15 protein-coding genes are annotated in these 24,861 nt (G+C 73.7%); 2 read left to right on the top strand and 13 right to left on the bottom strand.

Annotated elements, in window-relative coordinates; genetic code table 11:
* Window positions 1–4 precede the first annotated feature (4 nt).
* Both LPT13_RS02930 and LPT13_RS02925 read right to left on the bottom strand, forming a co-directional pair.
* On the bottom strand, window positions 5–628 hold the full coding sequence (locus tag LPT13_RS02930; protein ID WP_430622560.1) for a 4Fe-4S dicluster domain-containing protein: 624 nt from the start codon (window positions 626–628) through the stop codon (window positions 5–7).
* Complete coding sequence (locus tag LPT13_RS02925; RefSeq protein WP_242163343.1) at window positions 629–3,160, bottom strand: molybdopterin-dependent oxidoreductase; 2,532 nt, start codon at window positions 3,158–3,160, stop codon at window positions 629–631.
* Between the two features lie 369 nt (window positions 3,161–3,529).
* Between LPT13_RS02925 and LPT13_RS02920 the strand changes: the two genes are divergently transcribed.
* Window positions 3,530–3,844, top strand: a complete 315-nt coding sequence (locus LPT13_RS02920; protein WP_242163340.1) for a hypothetical protein — start codon at window positions 3,530–3,532, stop codon at window positions 3,842–3,844.
* Window positions 3,825–4,310 carry a type II toxin-antitoxin system VapC family toxin gene (locus LPT13_RS02915; protein WP_242163338.1) on the top strand — a complete coding sequence of 162 codons (486 nt, stop codon included), beginning with the start codon at window positions 3,825–3,827 and terminating at the stop codon, window positions 4,308–4,310. Before LPT13_RS02920 ends, LPT13_RS02915 begins: the two co-directional genes overlap by 20 nt.
* Window positions 4,311–4,409: 99 nt before the next feature.
* Here LPT13_RS02915 and LPT13_RS02910 read toward each other — a convergent pair whose 3' ends face one another.
* From LPT13_RS02910 to tsaD, 11 genes are all read right to left on the bottom strand, one after another.
* Window positions 4,410–5,381: a slipin family protein gene (locus tag LPT13_RS02910; protein ID WP_242163336.1), complete on the bottom strand. Its 972-nt coding sequence runs from the start codon at window positions 5,379–5,381 to the stop codon at window positions 4,410–4,412.
* Entirely contained in the window at window positions 5,287–5,817 is a 531-nt protein-coding gene (locus LPT13_RS02905; protein ID WP_242163334.1) for a GntR family transcriptional regulator, read from the bottom strand. Before LPT13_RS02905 ends, LPT13_RS02910 begins: the two co-directional genes overlap by 95 nt.
* Complete coding sequence (gene nrfD, locus LPT13_RS02900) at window positions 5,814–6,926, bottom strand: NrfD/PsrC family molybdoenzyme membrane anchor subunit (RefSeq protein WP_242163331.1); 1,113 nt, start codon at window positions 6,924–6,926, stop codon at window positions 5,814–5,816. Before nrfD ends, LPT13_RS02905 begins: the two co-directional genes overlap by 4 nt.
* Before the next feature lie 209 nt (window positions 6,927–7,135).
* A complete protein-coding gene (locus tag LPT13_RS02895) occupies window positions 7,136–7,846 on the bottom strand; it encodes a response regulator (protein ID WP_242163329.1) in 711 nt (236 codons plus the stop codon).
* Window positions 7,843–10,959 carry a sensor histidine kinase gene (locus tag LPT13_RS02890; protein ID WP_242163326.1) on the bottom strand — a complete coding sequence of 1,039 codons (3,117 nt, stop codon included), beginning with the start codon at window positions 10,957–10,959 and terminating at the stop codon, window positions 7,843–7,845. Before LPT13_RS02890 ends, LPT13_RS02895 begins: the two co-directional genes overlap by 4 nt.
* Window positions 10,960–11,666: 707 nt before the next feature.
* Window positions 11,667–12,275 (bottom strand): potassium-transporting ATPase subunit C, encoded by a 609-nt coding sequence (locus LPT13_RS02885; protein ID WP_242163325.1) that lies wholly within the window; start codon window positions 12,273–12,275, stop codon window positions 11,667–11,669.
* 183 nt (window positions 12,276–12,458) lie between these two features.
* Window positions 12,459–14,582: a potassium-transporting ATPase subunit KdpB gene (gene kdpB, locus LPT13_RS02880; RefSeq protein WP_430622559.1), complete on the bottom strand. Its 2,124-nt coding sequence runs from the start codon at window positions 14,580–14,582 to the stop codon at window positions 12,459–12,461.
* A gap of 90 nt (window positions 14,583–14,672) precedes the next feature.
* Entirely contained in the window at window positions 14,673–16,748 is a 2,076-nt protein-coding gene (kdpA, locus tag LPT13_RS02875) for a potassium-transporting ATPase subunit KdpA (RefSeq protein ID WP_242163320.1), read from the bottom strand.
* Window positions 16,749–17,339: 591 nt separating this feature from the next.
* A complete protein-coding gene (locus LPT13_RS02870) occupies window positions 17,340–20,447 on the bottom strand; it encodes a transglutaminase domain-containing protein (protein ID WP_242163318.1) in 3,108 nt (1,035 codons plus the stop codon).
* Window positions 20,448–20,602: 155 nt separating this feature from the next.
* Window positions 20,603–22,165 carry an MFS transporter gene (locus LPT13_RS02865; RefSeq protein WP_242163316.1) on the bottom strand — a complete coding sequence of 521 codons (1,563 nt, stop codon included), beginning with the start codon at window positions 22,163–22,165 and terminating at the stop codon, window positions 20,603–20,605.
* Between the two features lie 158 nt (window positions 22,166–22,323).
* Window positions 22,324–24,801: a tRNA (adenosine(37)-N6)-threonylcarbamoyltransferase complex transferase subunit TsaD gene (gene tsaD / locus LPT13_RS02860; protein ID WP_242163314.1), complete on the bottom strand. Its 2,478-nt coding sequence runs from the start codon at window positions 24,799–24,801 to the stop codon at window positions 22,324–22,326.
* Window positions 24,802–24,861 lie beyond the last annotated feature (60 nt).

The following is a 24,861-nucleotide window of genomic DNA, read 5'->3' as shown; positions in this document are numbered from 1 at the left end:
CTTCCTAGACGAGATAATAGACGGACGGCTTGGTGCCCTCGTCGGCGAGAAGCTGCTTGCTCGAGCGCTCGCGCACCAGCTTCGCCACCTCGCTCTCGGGGTCATCCAGATCGCCCCAGAAGCGGGCGCGGGCCAGGCACGTCTTCACGCACATGGGCTCCTCCCCTTTCGCCAGGCGGTGCCAGCACATCGTGCACTTCTCCACCACGTGCTTCTGGTGCGGGGGCACGTCGGCGTCGCCCATGGCGAAGTCCACCACGTAGGACGGCTCCTCCCAGTTGAACGACCGCACCCCGTTGTAGGGGCAGGCGCTCATGCACATGCGGCAGCCGATGCATTTGTCGTAGTCCTGGCGCACGACACCGGTCTCCGGATCCTTGTACGTCGCGCCCACGGGGCACACCTTCACGCAGGCCGGGTTCTCGCAGTGCTGACAGGCCACCGTCAGGTAGCTCATCGTCGCGTCGGGGAACTCACCGGCCGGGGTGTCCATCTCGGCACCGCCCTCGGTGAGCGCCCGGTTCCACCACATGCCCGCAGGCAGGTTGTTCTCGATGCGGCACGCGGTCGAGCAGGTGTGGCACCCGATGCACCGCTTCGTGTCTATCGCAAATCCGTAGCGCATGATTTAAGCCTCCCATTTCCTGAAGTTGACGCGGGCGTCGTAGAACGACGCGGCGGAGGGGTACGGGTCCATGCCCGGCTGGGACATCTCCTGGTAGCCGCCCTCGATGAACTGGTCGCGCTGCCAGCCCTTGGGGATGGACACGACGCCCGGCGCGATGGACTCGTCGACGAGGCACTTGACGACGCAGTGGCCGCGGTCGTTGTAGACCTCCACCAGATCGTCCGTGGTCACGCCGCGCTCGGCCGCGTCCTTGCCGTTGACCTTGGCCAGCGGCTCGGGATCGAGCTCGCGCAGGAGCGGCACGCGGCCCCACTGGGTGTGCACGCGGAAGCGGGAGTGCTCCTGCAGGTAGACGAGCGGGTACTTCTCGGCCAGCGGGTTGTCGATGCCGCACTCCTCCGGGTCGCGGTAGTACACCAGGTGCTCGCCGTCGACGCGGTCGGATAGGTCCTGGCCGTAGTCCAGGCGCGGCTTGGGGTTGTCGGTGTACAGGCGCACGCGGCCCTTCTCGGTCTTGAAGGGGTCGGTCATGCCCGTGATGTAGGCCTCGCCCGGCGTGCCGGTGGTCTGGATGACCTTCTCCTGGCGGAAGCGGTCGAGGCTGAGCCCCTTGGCCTTGGACGCGGCGTTGCTGAACAGGATGGCGGCCCACTTCTCGATGCCGTCGCCCTCGGGGAACGACGCCTCGAAGCCCAGCGCGCGGCCCAGCAGGTAGGCGATCTCGGAATCGGGCTTGCTCTCGTAGAGCGGCTCGATGGCCTTCTCCTGGTAGATGGTGTAGGGGTTGTTGTAGCCGGCGCGGATGTCCTCCACCTCGTACCACGACGTCGCGGGCAGCACCATGTCGGCGTAGCGGGCGGAATCGGTCATCTCCATGTCGATGACCACGTAGTAGTCGAGGTTGGGCAGCAGCCGATCGAGGAACTCGCGCTGGCCGCCCAGGTTGCTGGCGGGGTTGGCGCAGTAGGACACCATCACCTTCATGGGGAAGGGCTTGCCGTTGAGCGACTGGGTGGCCACGATCTCGGGCATGAGGCCGAAGGGGATGGTGGCATTGAGGCCCTTATACTCCTTGGTGACCCACAGCCCCAGCGTCTCGGGCGACCAGCGGGTGGTGAACACGCCGGTGAAGCCCGCGCCCGGCTTGGCCAGGTTGCCCGTCAGCGCCATGAGGATGGCGATGGCCCAGGTGTTCTGGTAGCCGTTGAGGAAGTGGTCGAGGCCGTAGGTGATGTTGACCGACACGGCGCGCTCGGCGGCGAAGCGCTCGGTGAACTCGACGATGAAGTCCTCGGTAAGCCCGGTCAGGCGCGCGGCCTCGGCGATGGAGTACTGCGACAGCTGCTCCTTGAGCAGGCCGTAGGAGGCGTCGAGGGCGATGCCGTCGGGCGTGGAGAACGAGCCCTCCATCGCCGGGTCCTGGGCGTCGTCGATGAGCGTGATGGCCCCGGTGGCGTTGTCCCACACGTAGTAGTCGACGGGGATGGCGGCCACCGCGGCGGCGACGGCCGTGGCGCCCTGGGCGGCGTACTTCTCCTTGGCGGCGGCCACGGCGGCGGCGTAGGCGGCCGCGGACTCGGCGGGCCAGTTGGCCGTGGACAGGTGGCGCTTGGTGTCCTGGCGCACCAGGAACGCGCCGTTGGAGCGCTTGCCGATGAAGTCCCAGTCCACCAGGTCGTGCTCGATGACGTAGTTGGCCATGGCCAGGGCCAGGTAGCCGTCATGGCCGGGGTTCACGCGGATGTACTCGTCGGAGCGGTGCGCCGTGGCCGACTTGATGGGGTCGATGGTGACGACCTTCGTCCCCTTCTCCTTGGCCCACTGGATCCAGCGCCAGCTGTGCGGGTGCGTGAAGACGGGGTTGGTGCCCCACACCACCACCATGGACGAGTCCAGCACACTGTTGGGCTCGTTGCAGTACTGCCAGTCGCCGGTGCCGAGCACGCGGTCGATGCCGTGGCCGGCGGCGTAGTCGTAGCAGGCCGCCGTCTTGATGGCGCCCAGGCACGCGGCCAGGCGCGGGAACAGGCCGTAGACGCCGTTGATGTAGCCGTAGTTGCCCGATGCCGCGTCGAAGGCGATGGCCTTGGGGCCGTACTGGTCGATGGTGTCCTGCATCTTCTGGGCGATCTCGGCGATGGCCTCGTCCCAGGTCACGCGCTCCCACTGGCCGGCGCCGCGCTCGGTGCCGTCCACGCGGCGCATCGGGTACTGGATGCGGGTGGGGCTGTAGATGCGCTCGATGTAGGACAGGCCCTTGAGGCAGCAGCCGGTGTAGCCGGGCTCCTGGTAGCCGCCGGGCGACAGCTTCACGATCTTGCCGTCACGCACGTGGGCGAGCAGGCGGCACGATCCCATGCAGTTGGACCGGCAGTTGCAGTTGAACAGCTGCTCGCCGCTGCCGGGCTTCTCGTCCCCATCGTCGGCGAAGGCCCGCAGCGCCCCGAACGACCCGGCCGCGAGGCACGAGGCCCCGGCGACCGCCCCGGTCGTCTTGAGGAACGAGCGGCGGGTAAGGTTGGTACCACTCATAGGTTCTCTCTCCTTTGAACAGCCGCGGCCAGATGCGCCGCGGGGCGCCCGCCGGGGCGCGCGCACGCGGGGAGCGTGCCGCGATCAGCCCAGGTGGCGCCTAGTCCCCTCTCTCCGAACCGGCCGGGTTCTTCTTGCCCTAGTCTGTCATAGAACCCCCCCCCCGTCAACGATTTTTGTATGACAATCTATGACAGAGGGTAGGCATGTCGGCCGTTGAGCGAGGAGCAATGGGAAGAATTGCCTGTTCAAGAGGTTAGTTGGAGAACAAATGTTTCACATGAAACACTTTGGCGCTTGCGGTGTGGCGCTTGACGATATATACTAATGTAATACTGTATTACACACTCTGAGGCAAAGGAGGTCGCCGTGGATGCCATCGTCACCGCGCGGGTTCCCGCGGAGATCAAGGAGCAGGGCTCGGCCGTGCTGCGTGAGATAGGGGCCACTCCTACCCAGCTGGTGAACGCGGCGTACCGGTACCTGCTGAGCGAGCGAAAGCTGCCGCAGGGGCCGAAGGCGGCCGCTGCGGGGAAAAGGACCCCCACCGCCGATCAGATGCGGCGGATCGACGCGTCGCTGTCCGTCATGCGCCTGGAGCCGGCCGATCCTAACGGACGGCGCCCCTTCGGGCAGATGCTGAGCGAGGCGAGGGATGAGCGCTATGCTGAGCATCTTGCTTGACACCAACATCCTCATCGACTTCTACCAGCAGCGCGAGCCGCATGTCGACTACGCGCGGCAGCTCATGCTGGCAAGCTCGTTCGGGGATGCGGAGCTCTGGGTGTCGGCCAAGTCGTTCACCGACGTCTTCTACGTCCTGTCTAAGAGGCATCCCAGCTCGGAGGTGCAGGCCGCGTTCCTCGAGAGCCTCGGCTGGCTCAAGATCTGCTCCATCGACGGCTCGGACGTCAAGCTGGCATCTGAGCGCGCCTGGGACGACTTCGAGGACTGCCTGGTGGCCATCGCGGCGGAGAAGGCGGGCGCCGACTTCCTGATCACCCGCGACGCGGCGGACTTCGCCGACAGCCGCGTGCCGGCGCTCTCCCCACAGGCCTTCTTCGATCACCTCGCCGCCGAGCACGGCATCGTCTACGAGACCGTCGACTGGGACGAAGGCGGAAGAGGCGATGGGCGAGAGCCAAGGTAGGCCTTGAAGCCGAGGGGGCGTGGGCCGCAGCACGTGCGCCAAGGTGTGCGCGCAAGCACGCCTTGGCGCGAAGGTGGGGCGGCGGGGCGGGCCCCTTCCCTACTTGCCGGGAGCGGCTTGGGCGGCGCGCGCGAGGACGTCGGGATCGCCGGTGAAGCCCTCGCTGAAGGCGCTGGGGATGACGAGCGTGCCGCCGGACTGCCGGACCGACTCGTAGGCCAGGTGCATGGTACGCAGGCGCAGGGCCGCGTCGTCGCCGTCGTATACCTCGGAGGCGTCGCGCAGCATCTCGGATATGTCGCGCTCGGCCTCGGCCATGATCATGCGGGCGTTGCGCTCGCGCGTGGCCACGGCCTCGGCGGCCATCGCGCCCTGGAGGTCCTTGGGCACCACGATGTCGCGCACCTCCACGTCCATCACGTCGATGCCCCAGTCGGCCAGCTTCTCCTCCAGCACGTCCTTGAGCTCGGCGTCGAGCTGGTCGCGCCGCTGCGCCACCTCGGCCAGCGTCGCGCGGCCGATGGCCTTGCGCAGCATGGCCTGGGACATCCACGACACGGCGCTCGCGTAGTCCTCCACCTCGGTGGCCGCCTTCTTCGCCGAGAACACCATCCAGAACACGACGGCGTCCACGTTCACGGGCACGAGGTCGCTCGTGAGCGTCTCCTCGGCGCCGAAGTAGGTGGCGATGACGCGCTGGTCCACGCGCAGGGTGTAGAACTCGATGATGGGCCAGGTGAACACGACGCCCGGGCCGGCCACGCGGTTGAACTTGCCGAAGCGCATGACGACGGCCTTCTCCCACTCCATCACGATGTGGATCGACGACGCCGCCAGCACGCCGGCGACGACCGCGAGCACGACCGCGCCGACGCCCACCGTGCCCGTCGCCAGCCACGCCGCCACGCCCACGATGAGCGCCGCGCACGTGAAGACGATGACCGTGAAGGCGACGGCCCCGTTGCGGGAGGTGCGCCTACGCCCCGTCTCCAGCTGCACGTTGGTCTGAATCGTCCGCGGCGCGGGGGAAGCGGACGACTCGTCCGCGGCTGGCCTGATCCTTCGCCTCATCAGCTGCTCCTTGGTCTCGGTCGCGCTTGCCCTTGGCCTCCACCAGGCTGGCCGTGAACCGCGCATCGATGTCTTCCAGCGACATGCCCAGCTCCTGGCAGCGCTGCAGGTACTCCGCCGTGACGATCTCGGCCGTGACGGCGATGGACACGCCCGGCTTGTCGCTCACGTCGCACACGAAGGCGCCCTGGCGGCGCTTCGACTGGATGTAGCCGTCCTCCTCCAGGCTCTGGTACACCTTGCTGACGGTGTTGTAGTTGATCTCCACATCCGCCGCCAGGCCGCGCACCGTGGGCAGCTGGTCGCCCGGCAGGTAGTAGCCCGACGTGATGAGGTAGATGAACCGGTTCTTCAGCTGGAGCCAGATGGGCAGGCTGCTGCCCTCGTCCAGCTCGAACAGGTCCCCGGCGGGGATGGTCTTGCCCAGCTTGATCATGACGCGATCAGATCCTCTCTCTCGGGTGGCGTCCCCGGCGCGGCGGACGCGGATGCGCCGGCGAGCAGGCCGCCAGACGCGGGCGACGCCGCGGGCGGGCCGGCGGGCGCGAGCGACGCGGGCGCGGCGGGCGCGGGCGACGCGGCGGACGCGGGCGATGCCGCGGGCGGCGGGGCCTGCAGCGCCAGGTCGCGCGGGGCGGCCGCGTCGGCGACGGCCCAGCGCAGGCAGAGCGCGCCTACCAGCACGAGCACCGCCGCCAGGGCCGGCAGCGCCGCGGGCGCGGGCCCGCGGGCGAGCCGGCGTCCGGCCAGCAGGTAGGCGGCCTCGGCGCCGAGCGGCAGCGCGCACCCGCACAGCCCGAAGCCGAGCCACCAGGCGGCGGCCTGCGGGCCAGCCAGGAGCGCCGCGGCGCCGGCGGCGGCGCCCGGGTGGGCGCTCGACGCCATCGTCCCCGCGAACAGGGCGGCCGCCGCGACCTCGGCCGCAATGAGCACGCCGTCCGCCCGCGCCAGGACGCGCAGCAGGCGCGCCGTCCGCCCGTCCGCGCCCGCCCAGAAGCAGCAGGCCATGACCAGCGCGACGCCGCTCGAGGCCGACGACAGCGTGAACAGCACCGGCAGCCAGGGCGACCGCCACAGCCCCGCCCCCTGCAGCGACTGCAGGAGCAGGCCCGTGTAGGCCATGACCACCAGCCCGAGCGCCACGGCCAGCGCCTCGAGCGCGCGCACCGCGGGCCGCGGGAGCCCCGGCAGGTACAGCAGGCGCACCGCCGCCAGCGGGGCCGCCACCGCGATGAGCGCCGCGAGGGCCACGGCCCCCACGCTCATCACCGTGGGCTGCGGCGACAGGAACAGCGCGAGCACCCGGTCGATCCGGCCCAGGTCGAGGGACAGGCACGCCGCGCCCGCCACGAGCGCGCCGAGCCCCGCCGCGAAGCCGAGGGCCGCCGCGCGCCGCGCCGGATCCGCCGCCGGCTCGGGGCCGTAGGCGGTCGTCACGCCGAAGGGCTCGCGCAGCCACGCCAGGTCGACGAGCGCGCACGTCGTCACGCAGCCGGCGCCCGCGCCGCCGAGGAACAGGTAGAGCACCGCCAGATCGCCGAGCACCCTCCCCCTCCTTCCGGCCCGGGACGCCACGTCATCCCGCAGTATGCCACAAAGCAGGGGCGGTGTATATGACAGCGTGTCATAGGTGAGGAAGAGGGAGGGCGACGGCGGGGTTGGCCCACCGCCCCTGCGCGCCGGGCGGCCGACGCGGACGGGCGCGCCCTCGGCCAGCCCTCGGAGGGGGATGTGAGGGATGCTTCCCGGCTTCCCTACTCCACGTTGAGCATGCGGTAGCCTATGCCCACATGGGTCTGGAGGTAGCGGGGGTTGGCGGGGTCGGGCTCGATCTTCTTGCGCAGGGTGGCCATGAAGACGCGCAGGGAGGGCAGGTCGGCGGCGAGCGCCTGGCCCCAGACCTCCTTCAAGATGTAGTTGTGGGTGAGCACCTTGCCGGTGTTGCGCGCGAGCAGGCACAGCAGCTTGTACTCGATGGGCGTCAGGTGCACCTCGGCGCCGTCGCGCGTGACCACGCCGGCGTCGAAGTCGATGCCCAGGCCGCCGTTGCGGTAGACGTCCGGGACGGCGGCCTGGGCGGGCGCGGCGTAGTCGAGCCGGCGCAGGGCCACGCGGACGCGGGCCAGCAGCTCGTCGACGGAGAACGGCTTGGTCAGGTAGTCGTCGGCGCCGGCGTCGAGGGCCTCCACCTTGTCGGCGTCCTCCTGGCGCGCCGACAGCACGATGACCGGCATGCGCGACCAGCCCCGCAGCGCCCGGATGACCTCCACGCCGTCGCGGTCGGGCAGCCCCAAGTCGAGGATGACCAGGCTCACATCCGGCGAGGACGTGAGCTCCACCAGGGCCGCCGCGCCCGTGGTGGCCTCGCGGTGCCGGTAGCCGCGTACGTCGAGGGCCGTCGCCACCAGGTTGCGCACGGCCGGGTCGTCCTCCACCACCAGGATCTCGCGCTCGTCGCCCATCATGCGCCTCCCTCCGCGCTGCCGGCGGGGCCGCCGCCCGCATCCGGCGTCGTACCCGCCTCCGCGCCGGCGCCCGCGCCCGCGCCCGCACCCGGCACCGTGCCCGTGCCCGCGCCCGGCGACGCCGCCGCTTCTCCGCCCGCCACGGCGCCCTCGGGCAGCGCGGCGGCCGGCAGGTCGAACGAGAACACGCAGCCGTGGGGCCGCGCGTCGACCAGAGTCACGTCGCCGCCGTGGGCGCGCAGGATCGACCGGCACAGCGCCAGCCCCAGCCCCATGCCGCGCCGGCTGTCGCCGCCCTCGCCCGCCGCCATCGCCGCCGGGGCCGCCTCGCGCGCGCCCGGGGCCTCCGGGCCGCCCGCGCCGCCCGGCCCGTCCGCACCCGCGCCGGCCGCGCGCCCGTCGGAGGCGCCTCCGGCCGCCGGCACGCGGCGGCTCCCGTGGTAGAACAGGTCGAACACGCGCGCCTTCTCCGCATCGGGGATACCCGGGCCGTCGTCGGCCACCGTCACCCGCACGCGATCCTCGCCGCCGACGCGCACGGGCCGCGCGGACACCGTCACCGTCGAGCCGGCCGGCGTGTAGGCCAGCGCGTTGTTCACCAGGTTCACGATCACCTGCACGATGAGCCCCGCGTCCATCGAGGCCATCAGCAGGTCGTCGGCCACGTCTGCCTCCACGGCGTGCGCGTCGTCGCGGCGCGCGTGGCGCAGGGCGTCGGCCACCACGTCGGCCACGAGCTCGGGCTGCAGGTCGACTGCCACCGTGCCGTCGTCGAGCCGCGTCACCGACAGCAGGTTCTCCACCAGCCCGATGAGCCAGCGCGCGTCGTCGCGGATGTCGCCGCACAGGCGCTCGCGCTGGGCGTCCGAAAGCGCCCCGCCGTCGGCCAGCAGGATGGCCGCGTCGCCGGATATGCTGGTCAGCGGCGTGCGCAGGTCGTGCGAGATCGAGCGCAGCAGGTTCGACCGCAGCGCCTCCTTCTCGGCCTTGACCGTGAGGTCGCGTCGCTCGCGGGCCAGCGCCAGCCCCTCGGCCGCCTGGCCGCACTCGTCGAGCAGCGCCACCAGCAGGTTGCGCTCGAAGGCGCCGAAGTCCTCGGCGTCGGCCTCCATCACCAGGCCCGCCACGCCGAAGACGCGCTCGCGCGAGCGGATGGGCAGGTACAGGCAGCGCGCCTCGCGCAGGGTGTCGGTGGTGGCGCCCGCCGGCTCGCCGTTGGCGGCCACCCACGCGGCCACCGCGGCCTCGTCCGGCGCCGTGAGCGCCGCCGCGCCCGCGTCCCCGCCGCCGGTGCCCGGCACGTCGTAGACCCGCGGCGCCGCCAGCCCGCCCGCCGCCACGGGGTCGGCCTCGTAGATGACCACGGGCCGGTCGAGGATCTTCACCACCTGGGCCGCCGCCGTCTCGAGGCACTGGGCCAGCGTCGGTGCCGCCTGGAGCTTGCGGCTGCTCTCCAGCAGCACCTCGGTGCGGTACGACCGGCGCGCCGCCTGGGCCGCCTGGTGCTTGAGGCGGATGGCCAGAGATGACGCGGCCAGCGTCCCCACCAGCAGAAACGTGAAGATCACCGGCGCCGAGAGGCCGTAGGCGTGAAAGGTGAAGCGCGGCACCGTGAAGAAGAAGTTGTAGGCCACCACGCTACCAAGCGCCGTGAGCACCGCGTAGAGGAACCCGTCGGCGCGCGTGGCCAAAAGCAGCGCCACCAGGAGGTACACCATGAGGATGACCGGCGTGGCGGGGCTGAGCTCCCAGGCGAGGGTGCCGAGCGCCGTGGCCAGGGCCACCGCCCCGGCGGCGCGCGCCACGTCGGCGCCCGTGGGCGCCAGGCCGGCCGTCACACGCGCGCGGCCGAGCAAGGTGGGTGCGTCGGCCCCCGGGACGGCCGTCACCACGGCCCCCGGCGCCGCGCGCATGAGCCGCGCGGCCACGTCGCGGCGCGCCAGCAGCCCGCGGCGCGGGGACGGCCCGGCCACCACGAGCTGGCGGATGCCGGACGACGCCGCGTACTGGGCCACCGGCGCCACCGGGTCGTCGCCGCTGAGCGTCACGACGCGCGCGCCCAGCTCCTCGGCCAGGGCGAGCGCGCGGGCCAGGGCCTCGGCCTCCTCGGCGTCGTCGCGGCGCCCGTCGGCCGGCTCCACGGCCAGCGCCGTGAGCGAGCCGTGCAGCGCCTCGGCCAGGTTCGCCGCCGTCCTCACCACGCGCGGCGCCGCCGCGTCGCCTTCGACGAGCACCACCACGTCCTCCCCTGCCTCGGCGCGCGGAACCGCCGCCACCGGGGAGGTGCGCGTCAGCCGGTCGGCCATGCGCCGCAGCGCTATCTCGCGCAGCGCCGCCAGGTTGGAGCGCGAGAAGAAGTGGGCGAGCGCCGTGCCCGCGCGCTCGGGGGCGTACACCTTCCCCGCCTCGAGGCGCGCGATGAGATCGGCCGGCTCCAGGTCGACCAGCTCCACCGACTCGGCGCCGTCGAAGACGCGGTCGGGAATGCGCTCGGCCACGCTCACGGCCGTGACGGCGGCAATCTTGTCGTTGAGCCCCTCCAGGTGCTGGACGTTCACCGTCGTGTACACGTCGATGCCGGCCCGCAGCAGCTCCTCCACGTCCTGGTAGCGCTTGCGATGACGGCAGCCGGGGGCGTTGGTGTGGGCCAGCTCGTCGACGAGGGCCACCTGCGGGCGGCGGGCCAGAAGCCCGTCCAGGTCGAGCTCGCGCAGGGCGATGCCGCGGTGCTCGACCTGCCGGGGCGGCAGCACCTCTAGCCCGGCGAGGAGCGCCAGCGTGTCCGCGCGCGTGTGCGGCTCCACGTAGCCGACCACGACGTCGAGCCCCTCGGCCTGGGCGCGGTGAGCCTCCTCCAGCATGGCGTAGGTCTTGCCGACGCCGGCCGCGTAGCCGAAGAACACCTTGAGGCGGCCGCGCTCGCGCGGCTCGCCGTCGCCCTCCTCTTGGATGCGGCGGAGGATGGCGTCGGGGTCGCGCCGGGCGTCGGGGTCGGGCGCGGCGGGCGCCGGGGCCGTGCCGGGGCGGGCGAGGCCCCCGCGCAGGGCGGCGCCCAGGGCGCTGGCCGCCCGCGGCCGCCCACCCGCCTTCCCGCCTGCCCGCCGTGCCGCCATTCCGCGTCCTTCCTTCCGTGCCGTGCCATTCCCGTGCTCCCCGCCCCGCGCCCCCGGCTCCGCGCCGGGGCGGGCCGCGTCCGCGTGCCGCGTCGGGACGGGCCGCGCCCCCAGCTCCGCGCCGGGGCGGGCCGCGTCCGCGTGCGCGGCGCCGGCTCGCGCCCGCGCGCTGCGCACGGCGTGCCGGCATGCCGCGCGCCCCGCCATGGACGCCGGTGGCGCTGCGTGCCGTGTCGGGGCGACATTCGCTTACCATCCCCGTCATGCTATCACCGGCCCCCGCAGGCCCGGTGACGCGGGGGAAACGATTGGGAAGCGGGTCTGCCGAGGCCCGGCGGCACGACCTCATGCGCCGCGACGCGCCGCGCAGCCGCGCCCGCGGGCCATCTTGCACGCTTTTGGGCGTTTCATATCCATTTCGTCGAGTTTCCCGAGGCTCGCCACGGGCTAGGGGCCGCCGCGGCCGACGTTTGCCCAGGTCGCCGATTCCGCCGGCAACGGAATGGCCGCGAAATGCCCGTTTTCGGCCTCCGGAGGCTCGGAAAACTCGACGAAATGGATATGAACGGCCGAATTCGCTGCACGACGACGCGGCGAAGCGCGTCGGGCCGCCCGGCAGGCGCGCCGCGCCCTCGGCCACGCGGCGGCGCGCCCCGGGGCGGGGCCCGCGCGTGCCGCGCCGGATGCCTCGGGGCACGCCGAGCCGCCTACAGCACGCCGTCGAGCATGAGGTTGACGCGCAGGACGTTCACGCGGGGCTCCCCCACCACGCCGAGCAGCGGCTGCTCGGTGCAGGCGGCGATGATGGCGCGCACCTCCTCGGGCGAGCGCCCGGTGGCGGCGGACAGGCGCCCCACCTGGTACTCGGCGGCCGCCGGCGAGATGTGCGGGTCGAAGCCCGACCCGGACGTGGTCACCAGGTCGCTCGGCACGGGGGCGTCGCCCTGGTCGGGATGGGCGGCGCGCACCGCCGCGACGCGCTCGGCCACGCGGGCGGCGAACCCATCGGTCGCCGGGCTCTCGTTGGCCGGCGCGTACCACAGAAGCGGCGTGCCGTCGTCGGCGCGGAAGGTGCGCGCCTCGGCGCCGCTCACGCGCCCCCACAGGTGGTCGTCGTCAGCGAAGGGCTGCCCCACCAGGTCGCTGCCCCAGGCCACGCCGTCGACCTCGATGATCGACCCGCCGGCCTGCCGCGGGAAGGCGGCCTGGGCCACGCCGGTCACCGCCAGCGGGTACAGCACGCCGCACAGGGCGGTGGCCGCTGCCAGCAGCAGCGCCGCGCTGCCCGCCGTCCTCAAGATGCTCCGAGCCTTCATGGTCGTTCCTTTCACGTCGATCCGTCCTTGCCGCGGGTGCCGGGGCACGCGGGAGGCGCCGGCCGCACACGCGCTCCCGCCGCACACCCGCGCTGCGCCTCGCACGCACTTGCGCCTTGCACGCCCGCGCCACGCGCCGCACGCGCCCGCGCCCCGCACGCCCGCGCCCTCGCGTCGCGCGCCCTACGCCGCGCCGAGCGCCGTCATCAGCACGTCGAGCGCCTTGATGGCGACGAACGGCACCGCCACGCCGCCCAGCCCGTAGACCGCCAGGTTGCGCGCGAGCAGGCTCGACGGCGTACCCTCGCGGTACTTGACGCCGCGCAGCGCCAGCGGGATGAGCGCCACGATGATGAGCGCGTTGTACGTCACCGCCGCCAGCATCGCCGAGGTGGGGCTGGTCAGGTGCATCACGTTGAGCGCCTCGAGCCCCGGGTAGAGCGGCACCAGAAGCGCCGGGATGACGGCGAAGTACTTGGCCAGGTCGTTGGTGATGGAGAAGGTGGTCAGGCTGCCGCGGGTCATGAGCATCTGCTTGCCGATGCGCACGATCTCGATGAGCTTGGTCGGCGACGAGTCCAGGTCCACCATGTTGCCGGCCTCCTTGGCCGCCTGGGTGCCGGAGTTCATGGCCACGGCCACGTCGGCCTGGGCCAGCGCCGGCGCGTCGTTGGTGCCGTCGCCGGTCATGGCCACCAGGTGACCCTCGGCCTGGTAGCGGCGGATGGCCTCGAGCTTGGCCTCGGGGGTGGCCTCGGCGATGAAGTCGTCCAGGCCGGCCTCGGCGGCGATGGCCGCGGCCGTCAGCGGGTTGTCGCCGGTCACCATGACCGTGCGGATGCCCATGGCGTGCAGGTCGGCGAAGTTCTCGCGGATGCCCGACTTGATGATGTCCTTCAGGTGGATGACGCCCAGCACGCGCCCGTCGCGCACGACCACGAGCGGGGTGCCGCCCTCACGCGCCACCTCATCGGCGATGCGCGAGCACTGGGGGCTCCACGTGCCGCCGCGGGCCTCGACGTAGGCGCGCACCGCGTCGGCCGCGCCCTTGCGGATCTCGTGGCCGCCGAAGTCGACGCCGCTCATGCGCGTCTGCGCCGTGAAGGGCACCACCGTGAAGCCAGCGCCGTCGAGGGTGCGCCCGCGGATGCCGAAGCGCTCCTTCGCGAGCACCACCACGCTGCGCCCCTCGGGCGTCTCGTCGGCCAGGCTCGCCAGCTGGGCCGCGTCGGCCAGGTCGCGCTCCGCCACGCCGTCGAGCGGCAGGAAGGCGGCCGCCTGGCGGTTGCCGAGCGTGATGGTGCCCGTCTTGTCGAGCAAGAGCACGTCCACATCGCCCGCCGCCTCCACCGCGCGCCCGCTCGTGGCCAGCACGTTCGCCTGGTTGAGGCGGCTCATGCCGGCGATGCCGATGGCGGAGAGCAGCGCGCCGATGGTGGTGGGCGCCAGGCACACGAACAGGGCCACGAGCGAGGCGATGCCGAGCGGGTTGACGCGCCCCTCCTGCGCCGCGGAGAACGCGCCGAAGGCGTAGAGCGCCGTGGACACGGCCAGGAACACCAGCGTGAGCGCGATGAGCAGCAGCTCGAGCGCCCGCTCGTTGGGGGTCTTCTTGCGAGCGGCCGACTCGACCATGGCGATCATCTGGTCGAGGAAGCTGTGGCCGGCCTCGGCGCTCACGCGCACCACCAGCCAGTCGGACAGCACCGTCGTGCCGCCGGTGAGCGCCGAGCGGTCGCCGCCGGACTCGCGCACCACCGGGGCCGACTCGCCCGTGATGGCGCTCTCGTCCACGCTCGCGGCGCCCAGGAGCACCTCGCCGTCGGCGGGCACCTGCTCGCCGGCGCGCACGAGGTACACGTCCCCGCGCCGGAGCTCGGCCGAGCTCACCGCGCGCCCGCGCGCCGCCAGGAAGGCGGCCGGGTCGTCCGCCGCGGCGGCCTCGGCGATGAGCACGCCGTCGACCCGGCAGGCCTCCACGTCGCGCTTGGCCGAGCGCAGGGCATCGGCCTGGGCCCTGCCCCGGCCCTCGGCCAGGGCCTCGGCGAAGTTGCCGAACAGCACCGTCAGCCACAGGATGACGCACACCGCCAGGATGAACCCGGGCGCCGCATCGGCCACGCCGGCCAGCGCCAGGGCGAAGAGCGCCGTGGTCAGGATCGCCGACAGGTACACCATGAGCATCACCGGGTTGCGCGCCTGCTCGCGCGGGGCCAGCTTGGCGAAGGCGTCGCGCACCGCGCGCCCGACGGCCGGGCCGCCCGCCGCCCGCGTGCCGCCCGCCGACGGCGTCGCGCCCGCGCCCATGCCGCCCGCACCGTCCGCGCCGACCGCAGGCGCGTCCGCGCCCGCCATCCCCGTCTTCCGAACCTCAACAGCCATCACACGCCGCCTTTCCTAGTACGCCGCCAGAAGCTCGGCCGCCGGGCCCAGGGCCAGGGCCGGCAGCAGGGTGAGCGCCCCCACCAGCACGATGATCACCAGCAGCAGGAACACGAACAGCGGGCTCGCCGTCGAGAGCGTCCCCGCTCCCGCGCTCACCGACTCGCGCGCCGCCAGGCTGCCGGCCAGGGCGAGCGCGGCCGCCATCGGCAGCAGGCGCCCGGCCAGCATCTCCAGCCCCAGCACCACGTTCACGACGGTCGCGTTCGCGTCGAGCCCGCCCATGGCCGAGCCGTTGTTGGCGCCGGCCGAGACCGCCCCGTACAGCAGCTCGCTGAAGCCGGCCGCCCCGCGCTCGCCGACAGCCGCCGCGCCGCCGGGCAGCAAGCACAGCGCCGCCGCCCCGGCCAGGATGACGAGCGCCGGCGACACCACCGTCAGCACGGCCATGCGCATCTCGACCGGGCCGATCTTCTTGCCCAGGTACTCCGGCGTGCGCCCCACCATGAGGCTCGCGATGAACACGGTCAGCACGGCGAAGCCGAGCAGCCCGACGAGCCCGGTGCCCGCGCCGCCGCCGACCACCTCGCCCAGGCCCATCAGCGTGAGCGGCACGAGCGCGCCGCCCGGGGTCAGGCCCTCCATGGTGGCGTTGACCGAACCGTTGGACGCGGCGGTGGTGAAGGCGGCCCACACGGCCGACGCGCCCACGCCGATGCGCGTCTCCTTGCCCTCCATGTTGCCGGCCGACTGGCCCTCGCCGCCCAGGTAGACGGCGCCGCCCTGGGCCAGCTGCGGCGTGGCCTGGGCCTCGGCGAGCACGATGGCCGCCACGGCCACGGCCAGAAGCACCAGCACCGCCGCCATGAGGGCGCGCCCCTGGCGCCGGTCGTTCGCCATCCGCCCGAGGCACAGCACCAGCGTGAGCGGGATGAGCAGGATGGCCAGGCACTGCAGCGCGTTGGTGAGCGGCGTCGGGTTCTCCAGCGCCGACGCGGAGTTGGCGCCGTTGAATCCGCCGCCGTTGGTGCCGAGCTGCTTGATCGACACCTGCGACGCCTGGGGCCCGAGCGGCACCACGGCGCTCGTGACCTCCTCGACGGCCGCCGGGTCGTCGGCGTCCACCACGTTGCCGTCGGCGTCGACGGCGACCGGCTCCACCAGCTGCACCGTCTGGTAGCCCTCAAGCGTCTGGGGCGTGCCCTCGGCCACGCCGACGAGCGCCCCGATAAGGGCGAGCGGCAGCAGCAGATAGAGGATCGCGCGGATGACGTCGGCGAAGAGGTTCCCCACCGCGCTGCCGCCGGCGCCGGTGAGCCCGCGCATGAGCGCGAAGGCCACGGCGATGCCGATGGCCGGCGACACGAAGTTCTGCACCGCGAGCCCCGCCATCTGCGACAGGTAGCTGAGCGACGACTCGCCGGCCACCGCCTGCCAGTCGGTGTTGGTGGCGAAGCTGACGGCCACGTTGAAGGCGGTCGCCAGCGGCAGGCCGGCCACGCCCTCGGGGTTGAGCGGCAGGGCGCCCTGCCCCATGAGCAGGGCCATGAGCGCCGCCGCGCCGATGAGGGTGAGCGCGAGCGCCGCCACGAGGAACCGGCGCCAGTCCATGGCGTCGTCCGGGCTCACGCGCACGAGGCGGAAGGCCGCGCGCTCGACGGGGCCGAGCACCCGCGCGGCCGCCGTGCGGCGACCCTCCATCACGTTGACCAGGTAGGCCGACAGCGGCACGGCCAGCGCCACCAGCAGGGCCACCCCCGCCGCGGCCTCGACCAGCGCGAGCCCCGCGTCGGCGCCCCACGCGCCCGCGCCGACGCCCGCGCCGGTGGCGGCCAGCGCGCTCGACGCCGTGCCCGCGGCACCGGATGCGGCCAGGCCGGCGCCAGCCGTGCCCGCGGCACCGGCCGCCGCGCCCAGGCCCGCATTCACGGCGACGCCGGACACGGCCAACCCCACACTGCCGGCGCTCGCAGCACCCGCCGCAGCCGCCGGCCCCGCGCCCAGAGCGCAGCTCGCCACCGAGCCCGCGCCGGCGGCGACGGCCGCCATCGAGCTCCCAAGCGCCGCGCCGGCCGCCGTCAGCGCCATCATCGCCCGTCACCGCCCAGCAGCAGCGCCGCCAGGTACCCCATCGCGGCCAGGCTCAACAGCCCCACCGCCACGGTCACCACGCCCATCGCCGCCTCCCTTCAACCGGGCCCCGCAGGGCCGCCGCGCGAAGCACCATCGCGCCTGATGAGAGGAAGCATAGGCAGCCGCGCCTAAACACGCCGTTAAGGTTGGCGCGCAGGCGTTAAGGCCGCATAAAGGCGGGCGGGCGCCGCCAAAGGGGCCTTTCCCGCCAAAAATCGTCCCAAACTCCGCACGCCGCCATCGACCAAGCAGAAAGCGACCGCCCCGAAGGACGGCCGCTCCACGGGAGGGATGAGACTCCCTTACGGCTGGCAAACGCGGTTTTGCTCATTTCTCCCGCCTTCGTCGCATGCAACGCGCCGCATCGCCGCTAGGCGCATAGCGCTTACCTGGGAAAATGCCAAACTCCCCTGATTGGCCTGGAAGCGAAGTGCGCAAAACCGCGTTTGCTCGCCAGAAAAGGGCGGGGATTTGCGCCCGCCGGCCAAGCAGGAGACGCCGCCCTAGAGGATGGCCGTTACGTGGGAGACGGAGCGTTCTGGTGCGCCCCTACGCCCGCACGCGGCGGCGGGACATGACGATCACGAGCGCGGCGCTCAGGGCGGCGGCGAGCGCCAAGGCGAAGGGCGCCGCGCGGTCGCCGGTCTGGGCCATGGCGACGGCGCGCAGGGCCTCCTCGGTGGGCTCATCGCCCCAGGCCACGGCCACGGGCGACAGCCCGTGCACGGTGACGCGCACGCCCTCGGCCGACGCCGCGGCCTCGCAGGGCTCCACGTCGCCTGGCTGGAAGCCGGCCATCGCGGCCGTGAACATGTGAGCCGCCGCGAACCAGTGGGCGTCGACGTCGGCGCCCTCGGGCACCGGCAGCAGCACCTCCAGCCCCTCGGCGGGGAAGCTCGCCTCGTCGGCCGGCGCCCAGGTGCGGCCGCCGTCGGCCGTCGTGAACAGCGCCACGTCCCAGACGGCGATCTGGCCGTCCGCCACAGTCGGCAGCGCCTCGCGGGCCACGCGCAGAAGCTCGGCCCCCACGGCCTCCGGCGTCTGGAACGGCGTGGCGGCCAGGCCCTCCGGCGCGACGTCGAGCCCGGCGCGCAGCTCGACGCGCAGGCCCGGGTCGGCCACGGGCGCCAGCGTCACGTCCGCGACGGCCAGCGCCCACGAGCGCTCCCCCGCCAGCGAGAGCTCGTAGTTGGCCGCCGCCGGCAGCGCCCGGGCGGCGGCGAGCACGTCATCGGCGTTCACCCACTCCACCACGTGGTCGCCCACCTCGCCGCGCGCAGGCAGCCCGCGGAAGGCCGGCGCCACGGTCGGCGCGATGAGCTCGCCTTCCACCAGGCCGTCCACCCGCAGCGTCGGCGCCGGCACCGCGTCATCCGCGGTCAGGCGGTTGGTCGGCAGCTCCACGCCCAGCGTGGCCGGCCGCCGCTCGATGGTCACGTGGGCCGTCGTCACGGCCGGCAGGCAGGCCTCGGCGTCGTCCGGCTCGAAGCGCACCTCCACCTCGTAGGCGCCCGCGGCGCGCATCTCGGGCACGGCGCCCAGCGACCATGCGCCGGTCACCTCGTGCCCCTCCACCGTGGCCGTCACGTCGGCCAGCAGCGCCTGCGGGTCCACCGCCGCGCCGTCGTAGACCTTCGTGAGATCCGCCGCCGCCAGCTTCGGCGTCGGGCGCTCCACCAGCTCGAACGTCGCGCGCGCCTCGCCCAGGTCGTAGTTGCCGCCCGGCGCGTCGGTCACGACCACCGTCGCCGTGCCCAGCGCGTCGTTGTCGCGGTAGGCCACCGAATACTCGCTCGCGGGGATGACCGCGTCGCCGTCGCGCACGGTCACCGCCGGCGTCACGGGATGTCCCGCCCAGGTGAAGACGGGCGCGGCCAGCTCCACCGTCGGCGTCACGACCCGGGGCGCCACCGCCACCGTCACGTCGAAGGCTGCCGCGGCGAAGGCCGTGCGATCCTCCGGCGTGAACACGGCGCGGAACGTGCGCGCGCCGACGTTGCCCACCGGCTGGTCGGCGACCGCCCACGACCACGCGCCCGGCGTCTCCCCCGCCGCGGGCTCCGGCAGCGCCACCGACCCCAGCTCATCGCCGTAGGTGGCCGCGAGCCCCGTCGGCACGCCCACCACGGGTGCGGCCTTGGGGGCGTAGGCCTCCGCGGCCAGCTCGGGCCCGTTGACGAAGGAGGTTCCCGGGGTGAAGACGCGGTTCTCCACCGGGTGGGTCGTCAGGAAGGGCTCGTTCTGCCAGTCCGGCGTCTCGGCCCCCACCAGGAAGTACGCCTCGCTGTAGCGGGGGTCGTAGGGCGGGTTGGGGTTCGCGTCGTTCGACGGGTCGTTCCAGGTGACGTCGATGCCGTACCAGGCGCCGTCCACCTGCACGTAGTTCCACATGTGGCCGGCGCGCAGGTCCGACGCCGCGTTCGCCAGCGCCTGGCCGTCCACCAGCACGCAGGGGATGCCGAGCCCGTCGCACAGCACCTTGAGCGCCCGCGCGTAGCCCTCGCACACCGGCCCCTGGGCGCCCAGGCGGCCGCCGAGCGCGCTCACGCACTCCCAGGCGTCCGGGTAGTCGTCCTCCAGCCCGTCTGGGCTGGTCGCGGACGCGGTGTTGTACTGGTTGTGCTCCACGAGCCAGCGGTTGAGGAACCGCACGGCCTCGGCGTCCTCGGCAGCCGCGCCCGACGCCCGCAGCTCGCCTAGGATGGCCTGGACGTCGGCGTCGCGCTGGGCGATGGCGGCCCTGATGACGCGCTCATCGTCGTAGGCCGCATGGCGCGCCCGCCCCTCCCCCTCGCCGGTGAGGAACAGGACGATCTCGAGATCCCCCTGATCACCGGCGGTGAAGGCGCCCATGGACACGGGGGACGACAGCCAGAACACCTCGCCGTGGTCGCGGTCGAAGGCCGCCATCACGGCGAGCAGGTAGCGATAGGCCTCCTGCGCCGCGGCGCCCTTCTCCTCCTCGGGCAGCAGCCCCGTGCCCTCCAGGATGGCGGCGCGCAGCACGGCGCGTCCCTCGGCACTGCCCGCCGGCGACGGGGTCGTCCCCAGCTCGGGCAGCGCGGCGGCGTCGAAGTAGCGGTCCTCGATGAGGAAATCGTCCACGCCGTCGTCGTCGGTCGCCTCCGCCAGCACGTCGTAGAAGTCGCGCGCCCACGCGGGGATGTCGATGCGGTCGATCCAGCGCTCGTGGGCGCCCGGGCGCAGCGCCACCGTGCCGTCCTGCGCGAGGGAGAACAGCAGCGGGCGCGCCGACGTGCGCACGTCGGCCGTGACGGAGGAGACGAGCCGGCGGGGGATGGAAGGCGACGATGCGCCCGCGCCGGCGACCGGGTCGGATGCGGCGGAGGCGTCGGGAGCAGCCGGGTCGGCGGAGGCGGCGCTAGAGACGGAGAGCGCGGAAACGGCGGGCGCCGCGGCGAGATCGCCGGCGGGGGCCGCAGGAGCCGGGCCAGCCTCGGAGGCAGCCGGGTCGGAGGCACCCGAGGCGACGTCCGACGCGGATGCGGCGACGCGGTCAGAGGCGGCTGCCGAGGCCTCGGCCGGCACAGCCGCGTCGCCGCCGCCCGGCGCGGCGAGGGCCGCGGTCGGCACGAGCGACGTTATCAGCAGGGTGGCGCACAGCAGCCTGAGCGCACGCCTCCTCAGCAGCTCCATGGGGCTTCTCCTAGCTCCCGCTCCGCGAAGGCGACCGCCAGAGCCGCGGGCCCCCAGCCCGCACGCCGCATCCGCGTAAACATACGGAAACACTGTACCACGTATCCCCGCCAACCCCCACACACGCAGCCACCAGGAGAAGGCGCGCTCCGCCCCTAGCGGCGGCGATGCCAGAGCTTTTCCTCGGGCGGGTAGGCGAGCCAGGCCATGGCGTAGCCGATGAGCAGGCAGATGATGGCGCCGACGAGCGACGCGCTGAAGCCGAGGGTGTCGTTGAGCATCCCCCATACCACGGTGGACGCGCCCATCCCCACGTCGATGGCCAGCTGGAACACCGCGTTGGCCGCGCCCCAGCGCTCGGGCGGCGAGCACTTCACTGCGATGGACTGGTTGAGCGGCTGGCACACGCCCAGGCAGAGCCCGTAGGGCAGCCCCGCCGCGTAGAACGCCGCCTCGCGCGCCCCGCCCTCCAGCGCGCCGGCGGCCAGCAGCACGACGAAGCCGACGATGCCGCAGGCCACGGCCGCGGTGAGCACCTTGATGGCCGGCACGCGGTCCATGAACGCGCCCGACTTGAGGCGCACGGCCACCATCGACACGGCCGACACGGTGTAGAACAGCCCCGCGTTGCCCACGCCGAGCACGGTGCCGTAGAGCCCCACGAAGAAGATGACGAAGCCCACCGCCGGGACGATGCAGAGCGCCGGCAGCGCCCCGTGCAGGGCCTTCGGCTCGATGACGCGCGACACGAGCGTCTCGCGCGGCCGCTCCGCCCCGGCCCGCGCGCCCCGCGAGCCGGACGCTGCGCCGGCTGCGCCCTCCGCGCGCTGCGCTCTTTCCGCGCCCCTCGCGCCTTTCGCATCCCCAGCCGCGTCTTCCGCACGCCGCGCGCCTTCCGCACCCTGCGCGCCTTCCGCACCTGCGTCCGCGTGCTCCTCGGCGCGCTCGAGCGCCTCCTCGCCCTGGCCGGGGCGCAGCCGCGCCCGCTCCCAGCGCACGCGGTAGGCGCTCGTGACGGGCAGCTTCTCCGGATCCTTCTCGTAGCGGCACAGGAGCGAGAACGCGAGCGCCAGCGCGCCGGCCAGCGTCACGCCCACGAACAGGTTCTCGGGCGGGTCGGTGGACACGAGGAACAGCGACAGCGCCGGCCCGATGGACATGGCGAGCGCCTGCCCCAGGCCGAAGTAGCCGATGCCCTCGCCCAAGCGCTCGCGCGGCAGCACGTCGGCGGCGGCCGTGGCCGAGGCGGTGGTGGCGGCCGAGAAGCCGATGCCCTGGAGGAACCGCCACAGGATCATGAGCTCGGAGTCGCCTGTGACGATGGGCCCGGCGGTGCCCGCCATCATGACGACGCTGCCGGCCACCATGGCCACGCGCCGGCCGCGGTCGTCGACGAGCGGCCCGCAGATGAAGCGCGCGCCGGCGGCGGCCACCGAGAACACCGTGGCCAGCAGGCCCGCGTAGGTGGCCGTGCCGCCCAGGGCCGTGATGTAGACGGAGGTGCCGGCGTTGAGCCCCTGCCCCACCAGAAACGTGCACAGGGTGACGCCGATGACGAACAGGAACACGGGCGTCCACAGCCGGTCGTCGCGCGCGGGGCGGCCGCCGCGTGGGGCCGCGTCGGCGCTGGGACGCGCGGCGGCATCGGGGCGCGGCGCACGAGGGCACGAGGCCTCGCCGGCCCGCGCCTCCTTCGCCATCGCCTTCCCGTTGCCCATGCCCGTCCTCTCCACGCAAAAGGGACGCCCGGGAAACCCGGACGTCCCTCCCAGTGTACGCCTTGCACGCCCGGCGCCAAGGCTTAATTCCGCCGCCGTCCTACGCCTGCGGACAACCGCGGGGAGGGCGGAGCGGGCTGTCGCGCGGCTCTCCTTCCCTAGTACGGCTCGTCGAGGTCGGCGTGGGCCTGGGCGTCGGCGTCGAGGGACATGAGGCGGCTGGCGCGGTAGCGATCGAGGGCCACCAGCGCGATCATCCCCGCGTTGTCGCCGCATGACGCGAGCGGGGGCATCACCAGCCGCACGCCCATCTGGGCGCACAGGTCCTCGTAGGCCGCGCGCAGCACCGGGTTGGCCGCCACGCCGCCGCCCAGGCAGAACGTGGGCGCGCCCGTCTCCTCCAGCGCGCGGCGGGCCTTGGCCACCTGCACGTCCACCACCGCCTGCTGGAAGCTCGCGGCGATGTCGGGCACGTTGAGCGCGCGGCCGGCGGCGCGCTCCTGGTTGACGTAGGTGACCACCGCGGTCTTGAGGCCCGACAGCGAGAACCGCAAATCGCCCGAGTGCAGCATGGCGCGGGGGAACGGGATGGCGTCCGGGTCGCCCTGGGCGGCCATCCGGCTGATGACCGGACCGCCGGGGTACCCCAGCCCGAGCGCCTTGGCCACCTTGTCGAAGGCCTCCCCCACCGCGTCGTCGATGGTGGCGCCGAGCGTGGCGTAGTCGCCCCAGCCGCGCATGTGCACGAGCAGCGTGTTGCCGCCCGACACGAGCGACACCACGGCCGGCGGCGCGAAGGCGTCGTCGCCGATCTTGTTGGCGTAGAGGTGCCCCTCCAGGTGGTTCACGCCGATGAGCGGCACGTCGAGGGCCCACGCGGCGCCCTTGGCGAAGGCGACGCCCACCACGAGCGCGCCCACCAGGCCCGGCGCGTAGGTGACGGCCACGGCGTCGAGGTCGGCCCAGCGCACGGGACGCCCCGCGGCGGCCGAGGCCACGTCCAGGCACTCGTCGCACACGCCGCAGACGGCCTCGATGTGCTTGCGGCTGGCGATCTCGGGGACGACGCCGCCGAAGCGCGCGTGGAAGTCGATCTGGGACGCCACCACGTCGGCCAGCAGGCGCCCCGACCCGTCCACGACGGCGGCGGCCGTCTCGTCGCAGGACGACTCGATGGCCAGGATGAGCGGGGACGCGGGCGCGGCGACGACCCCCGCCCCGGCGCCGACCGGGCCGGGCGCGGCAGGCGCGGACGCGGGTGCGGCGGTCTGGTCGACCACGGCCATGCCGGCCACCACGGCGCCCCCGCCCGACGCGCCCGCGGCATCCGTCGGCAGCGCCTCGGCGCGCATGATCACCGCGTCCTCGCCGTCCGAGTAGTAGCGCGGGCGCACGCCCAAGCTGGCGAAGCCGAGCGCCTCGTAGAGCGCGCGGGCCCCGTCGTTTGAGGCCCGCACCTCGAGCGACGCCGTGCGCGCGCCCAGGTTGCGGGCGTCCGCCGCCACGCGCGCCACCAGCGCGCGGGCCAGGCCGCGGCGGCGGAAGGCCGGGTCCACGCCCACCTTGAGCACCTGCACGTCGCCGTCGACCACCCAGCCGCCGGCGTAGCCCACAAGCGGCGCGTCGGCCGGCAGCGGCATGGCGGGGTCGGCCGCGTAGGCAGCCCACCATACGCGGTCGGCGCGGCCCAGCTCGTCGGCCACCAGCGCCTCCGACCAGGCGTCGCTGCCCATGACGCGCGCCTCGAGCGCGGCCACCGCGCCCGCATGCGCCCGGTCAAGCGGCTTGAGCGCGATGCCGTGCGCATCGGCCCGCGCGTTGGCGACGGCCGTGTCGTTCATGGTGACGTGGCGGCTGCCGCGGGCCCCGGCCAGCGTCGGGTCGGCCTGGGCCAGGCGGGCGCGCTCGGCCTCCTCGGCGTCCGACAGGCGCGTGTACACCGGCAGCGCGAAGGCGGGATGGTGGCGCGCCGCGTCCAGCGGGTCGCACTCCCCCGCCCGCCACGCGGCCTCGAGCGCGCGCAGGAGCCCCGCGCCCGTGGGCGTCCACGCGGCCTCGGGCAGAAGCTCGCCGGCCGGCTCGAAGAGCGCGGCGTACTTGCGCAGAGCGTCGCCGGCGATGAGCAGGCCGCCCTCGGCCGCGGCCTCGGCGGCCGCCTCCTCCGCCTTCGCCACGCGGTCGGCGCCCCGGCGCGCGGGGCCCGCCTCGCCCAGGGCGTAGCGCACGGGGTAGACCTCCTTGCGCATGGCGTCGGCCGCCACGAGCGCCTCGCCGCGCGCGCCGGCGGCCCAGGCGCCCCAGGCCACGGCGTCGAGCGTCGACACGCCCACCAGCCCCACGCCAAGCGCGCTCGCGATACCCTTGGCCGCCGCCATGGCGATGCGCACGCCCGTGAACGACCCCGGGCCGCGCCCCACGCACACGCAGGCGATGTCGGCCCGCGCGGCGCCGGCCTCGGCCAGCAGCGCGTCGATGCGGGGAACGAGCTGGGTGTTGGACGCCCGGCGCGCCTCGGCCTCGGCCGCGGCCACGCACGCGACGGACCGCGTGGCGGCGTCCAGGCGGCCCAGGCCGATGGCGATGACCTCGTTGGCCGTGTCGAAGGCGAGCACCAGCTGCGGCGCGTTAGGTTCCATGACGGCGTCTTCCCTTCCCGATCTGGGTTTACGGCTGCCCGCATTCTACCGCAAGGGCAC

The sequence above is a fragment of the Adlercreutzia faecimuris genome, from assembly GCF_022669055.1.
Lineage (GTDB): Bacteria > Actinomycetota > Coriobacteriia > Coriobacteriales > Eggerthellaceae > Enterorhabdus > Enterorhabdus faecimuris.
This window is presented reverse-complemented; position numbering and strand designations above follow the sequence as displayed.

Excerpts from the sequence above, each read along its gene's own strand:
- kdpB (WP_430622559.1), bottom strand. The coding sequence starts at position 14,582 with ATGGGCGCGGGCGCGACGCCGTCGGCGGGCGGCACGCGGGCGGCGGGC.
- LPT13_RS02865 (WP_242163316.1), bottom strand. The coding sequence starts at position 22,165 with ATGGGCAACGGGAAGGCGATGGCGAAGGAGGCGCGGGCCGGCGAGGCC.
- LPT13_RS02905 (WP_242163334.1), bottom strand. The coding sequence starts at position 5,817 with ATGATCAAGCTGGGCAAGACCATCCCCGCCGGGGACCTGTTCGAGCTG.
- LPT13_RS02915 (WP_242163338.1), top strand. The coding sequence starts at position 3,825 with ATGCTGAGCATCTTGCTTGACACCAACATCCTCATCGACTTCTACCAG.
- LPT13_RS02895 (WP_242163329.1), bottom strand. The coding sequence starts at position 7,846 with ATGATGGGCGACGAGCGCGAGATCCTGGTGGTGGAGGACGACCCGGCC.
- LPT13_RS02885 (WP_242163325.1), bottom strand. The coding sequence starts at position 12,275 with ATGAAGGCTCGGAGCATCTTGAGGACGGCGGGCAGCGCGGCGCTGCTG.
- tsaD (WP_242163314.1), bottom strand. The coding sequence starts at position 24,801 with ATGGAACCTAACGCGCCGCAGCTGGTGCTCGCCTTCGACACGGCCAAC.
- LPT13_RS02910 (WP_242163336.1), bottom strand. The coding sequence starts at position 5,381 with ATGAGGCGAAGGATCAGGCCAGCCGCGGACGAGTCGTCCGCTTCCCCC.
- LPT13_RS02890 (WP_242163326.1), bottom strand. The coding sequence starts at position 10,959 with ATGGCGGCACGGCGGGCAGGCGGGAAGGCGGGTGGGCGGCCGCGGGCG.
- kdpA (WP_242163320.1), bottom strand. The coding sequence starts at position 16,748 with ATGATGGCGCTGACGGCGGCCGGCGCGGCGCTTGGGAGCTCGATGGCG.
- LPT13_RS02925 (WP_242163343.1), bottom strand. The coding sequence starts at position 3,160 with ATGAGTGGTACCAACCTTACCCGCCGCTCGTTCCTCAAGACGACCGGG.
- LPT13_RS02870 (WP_242163318.1), bottom strand. The coding sequence starts at position 20,447 with ATGGAGCTGCTGAGGAGGCGTGCGCTCAGGCTGCTGTGCGCCACCCTG.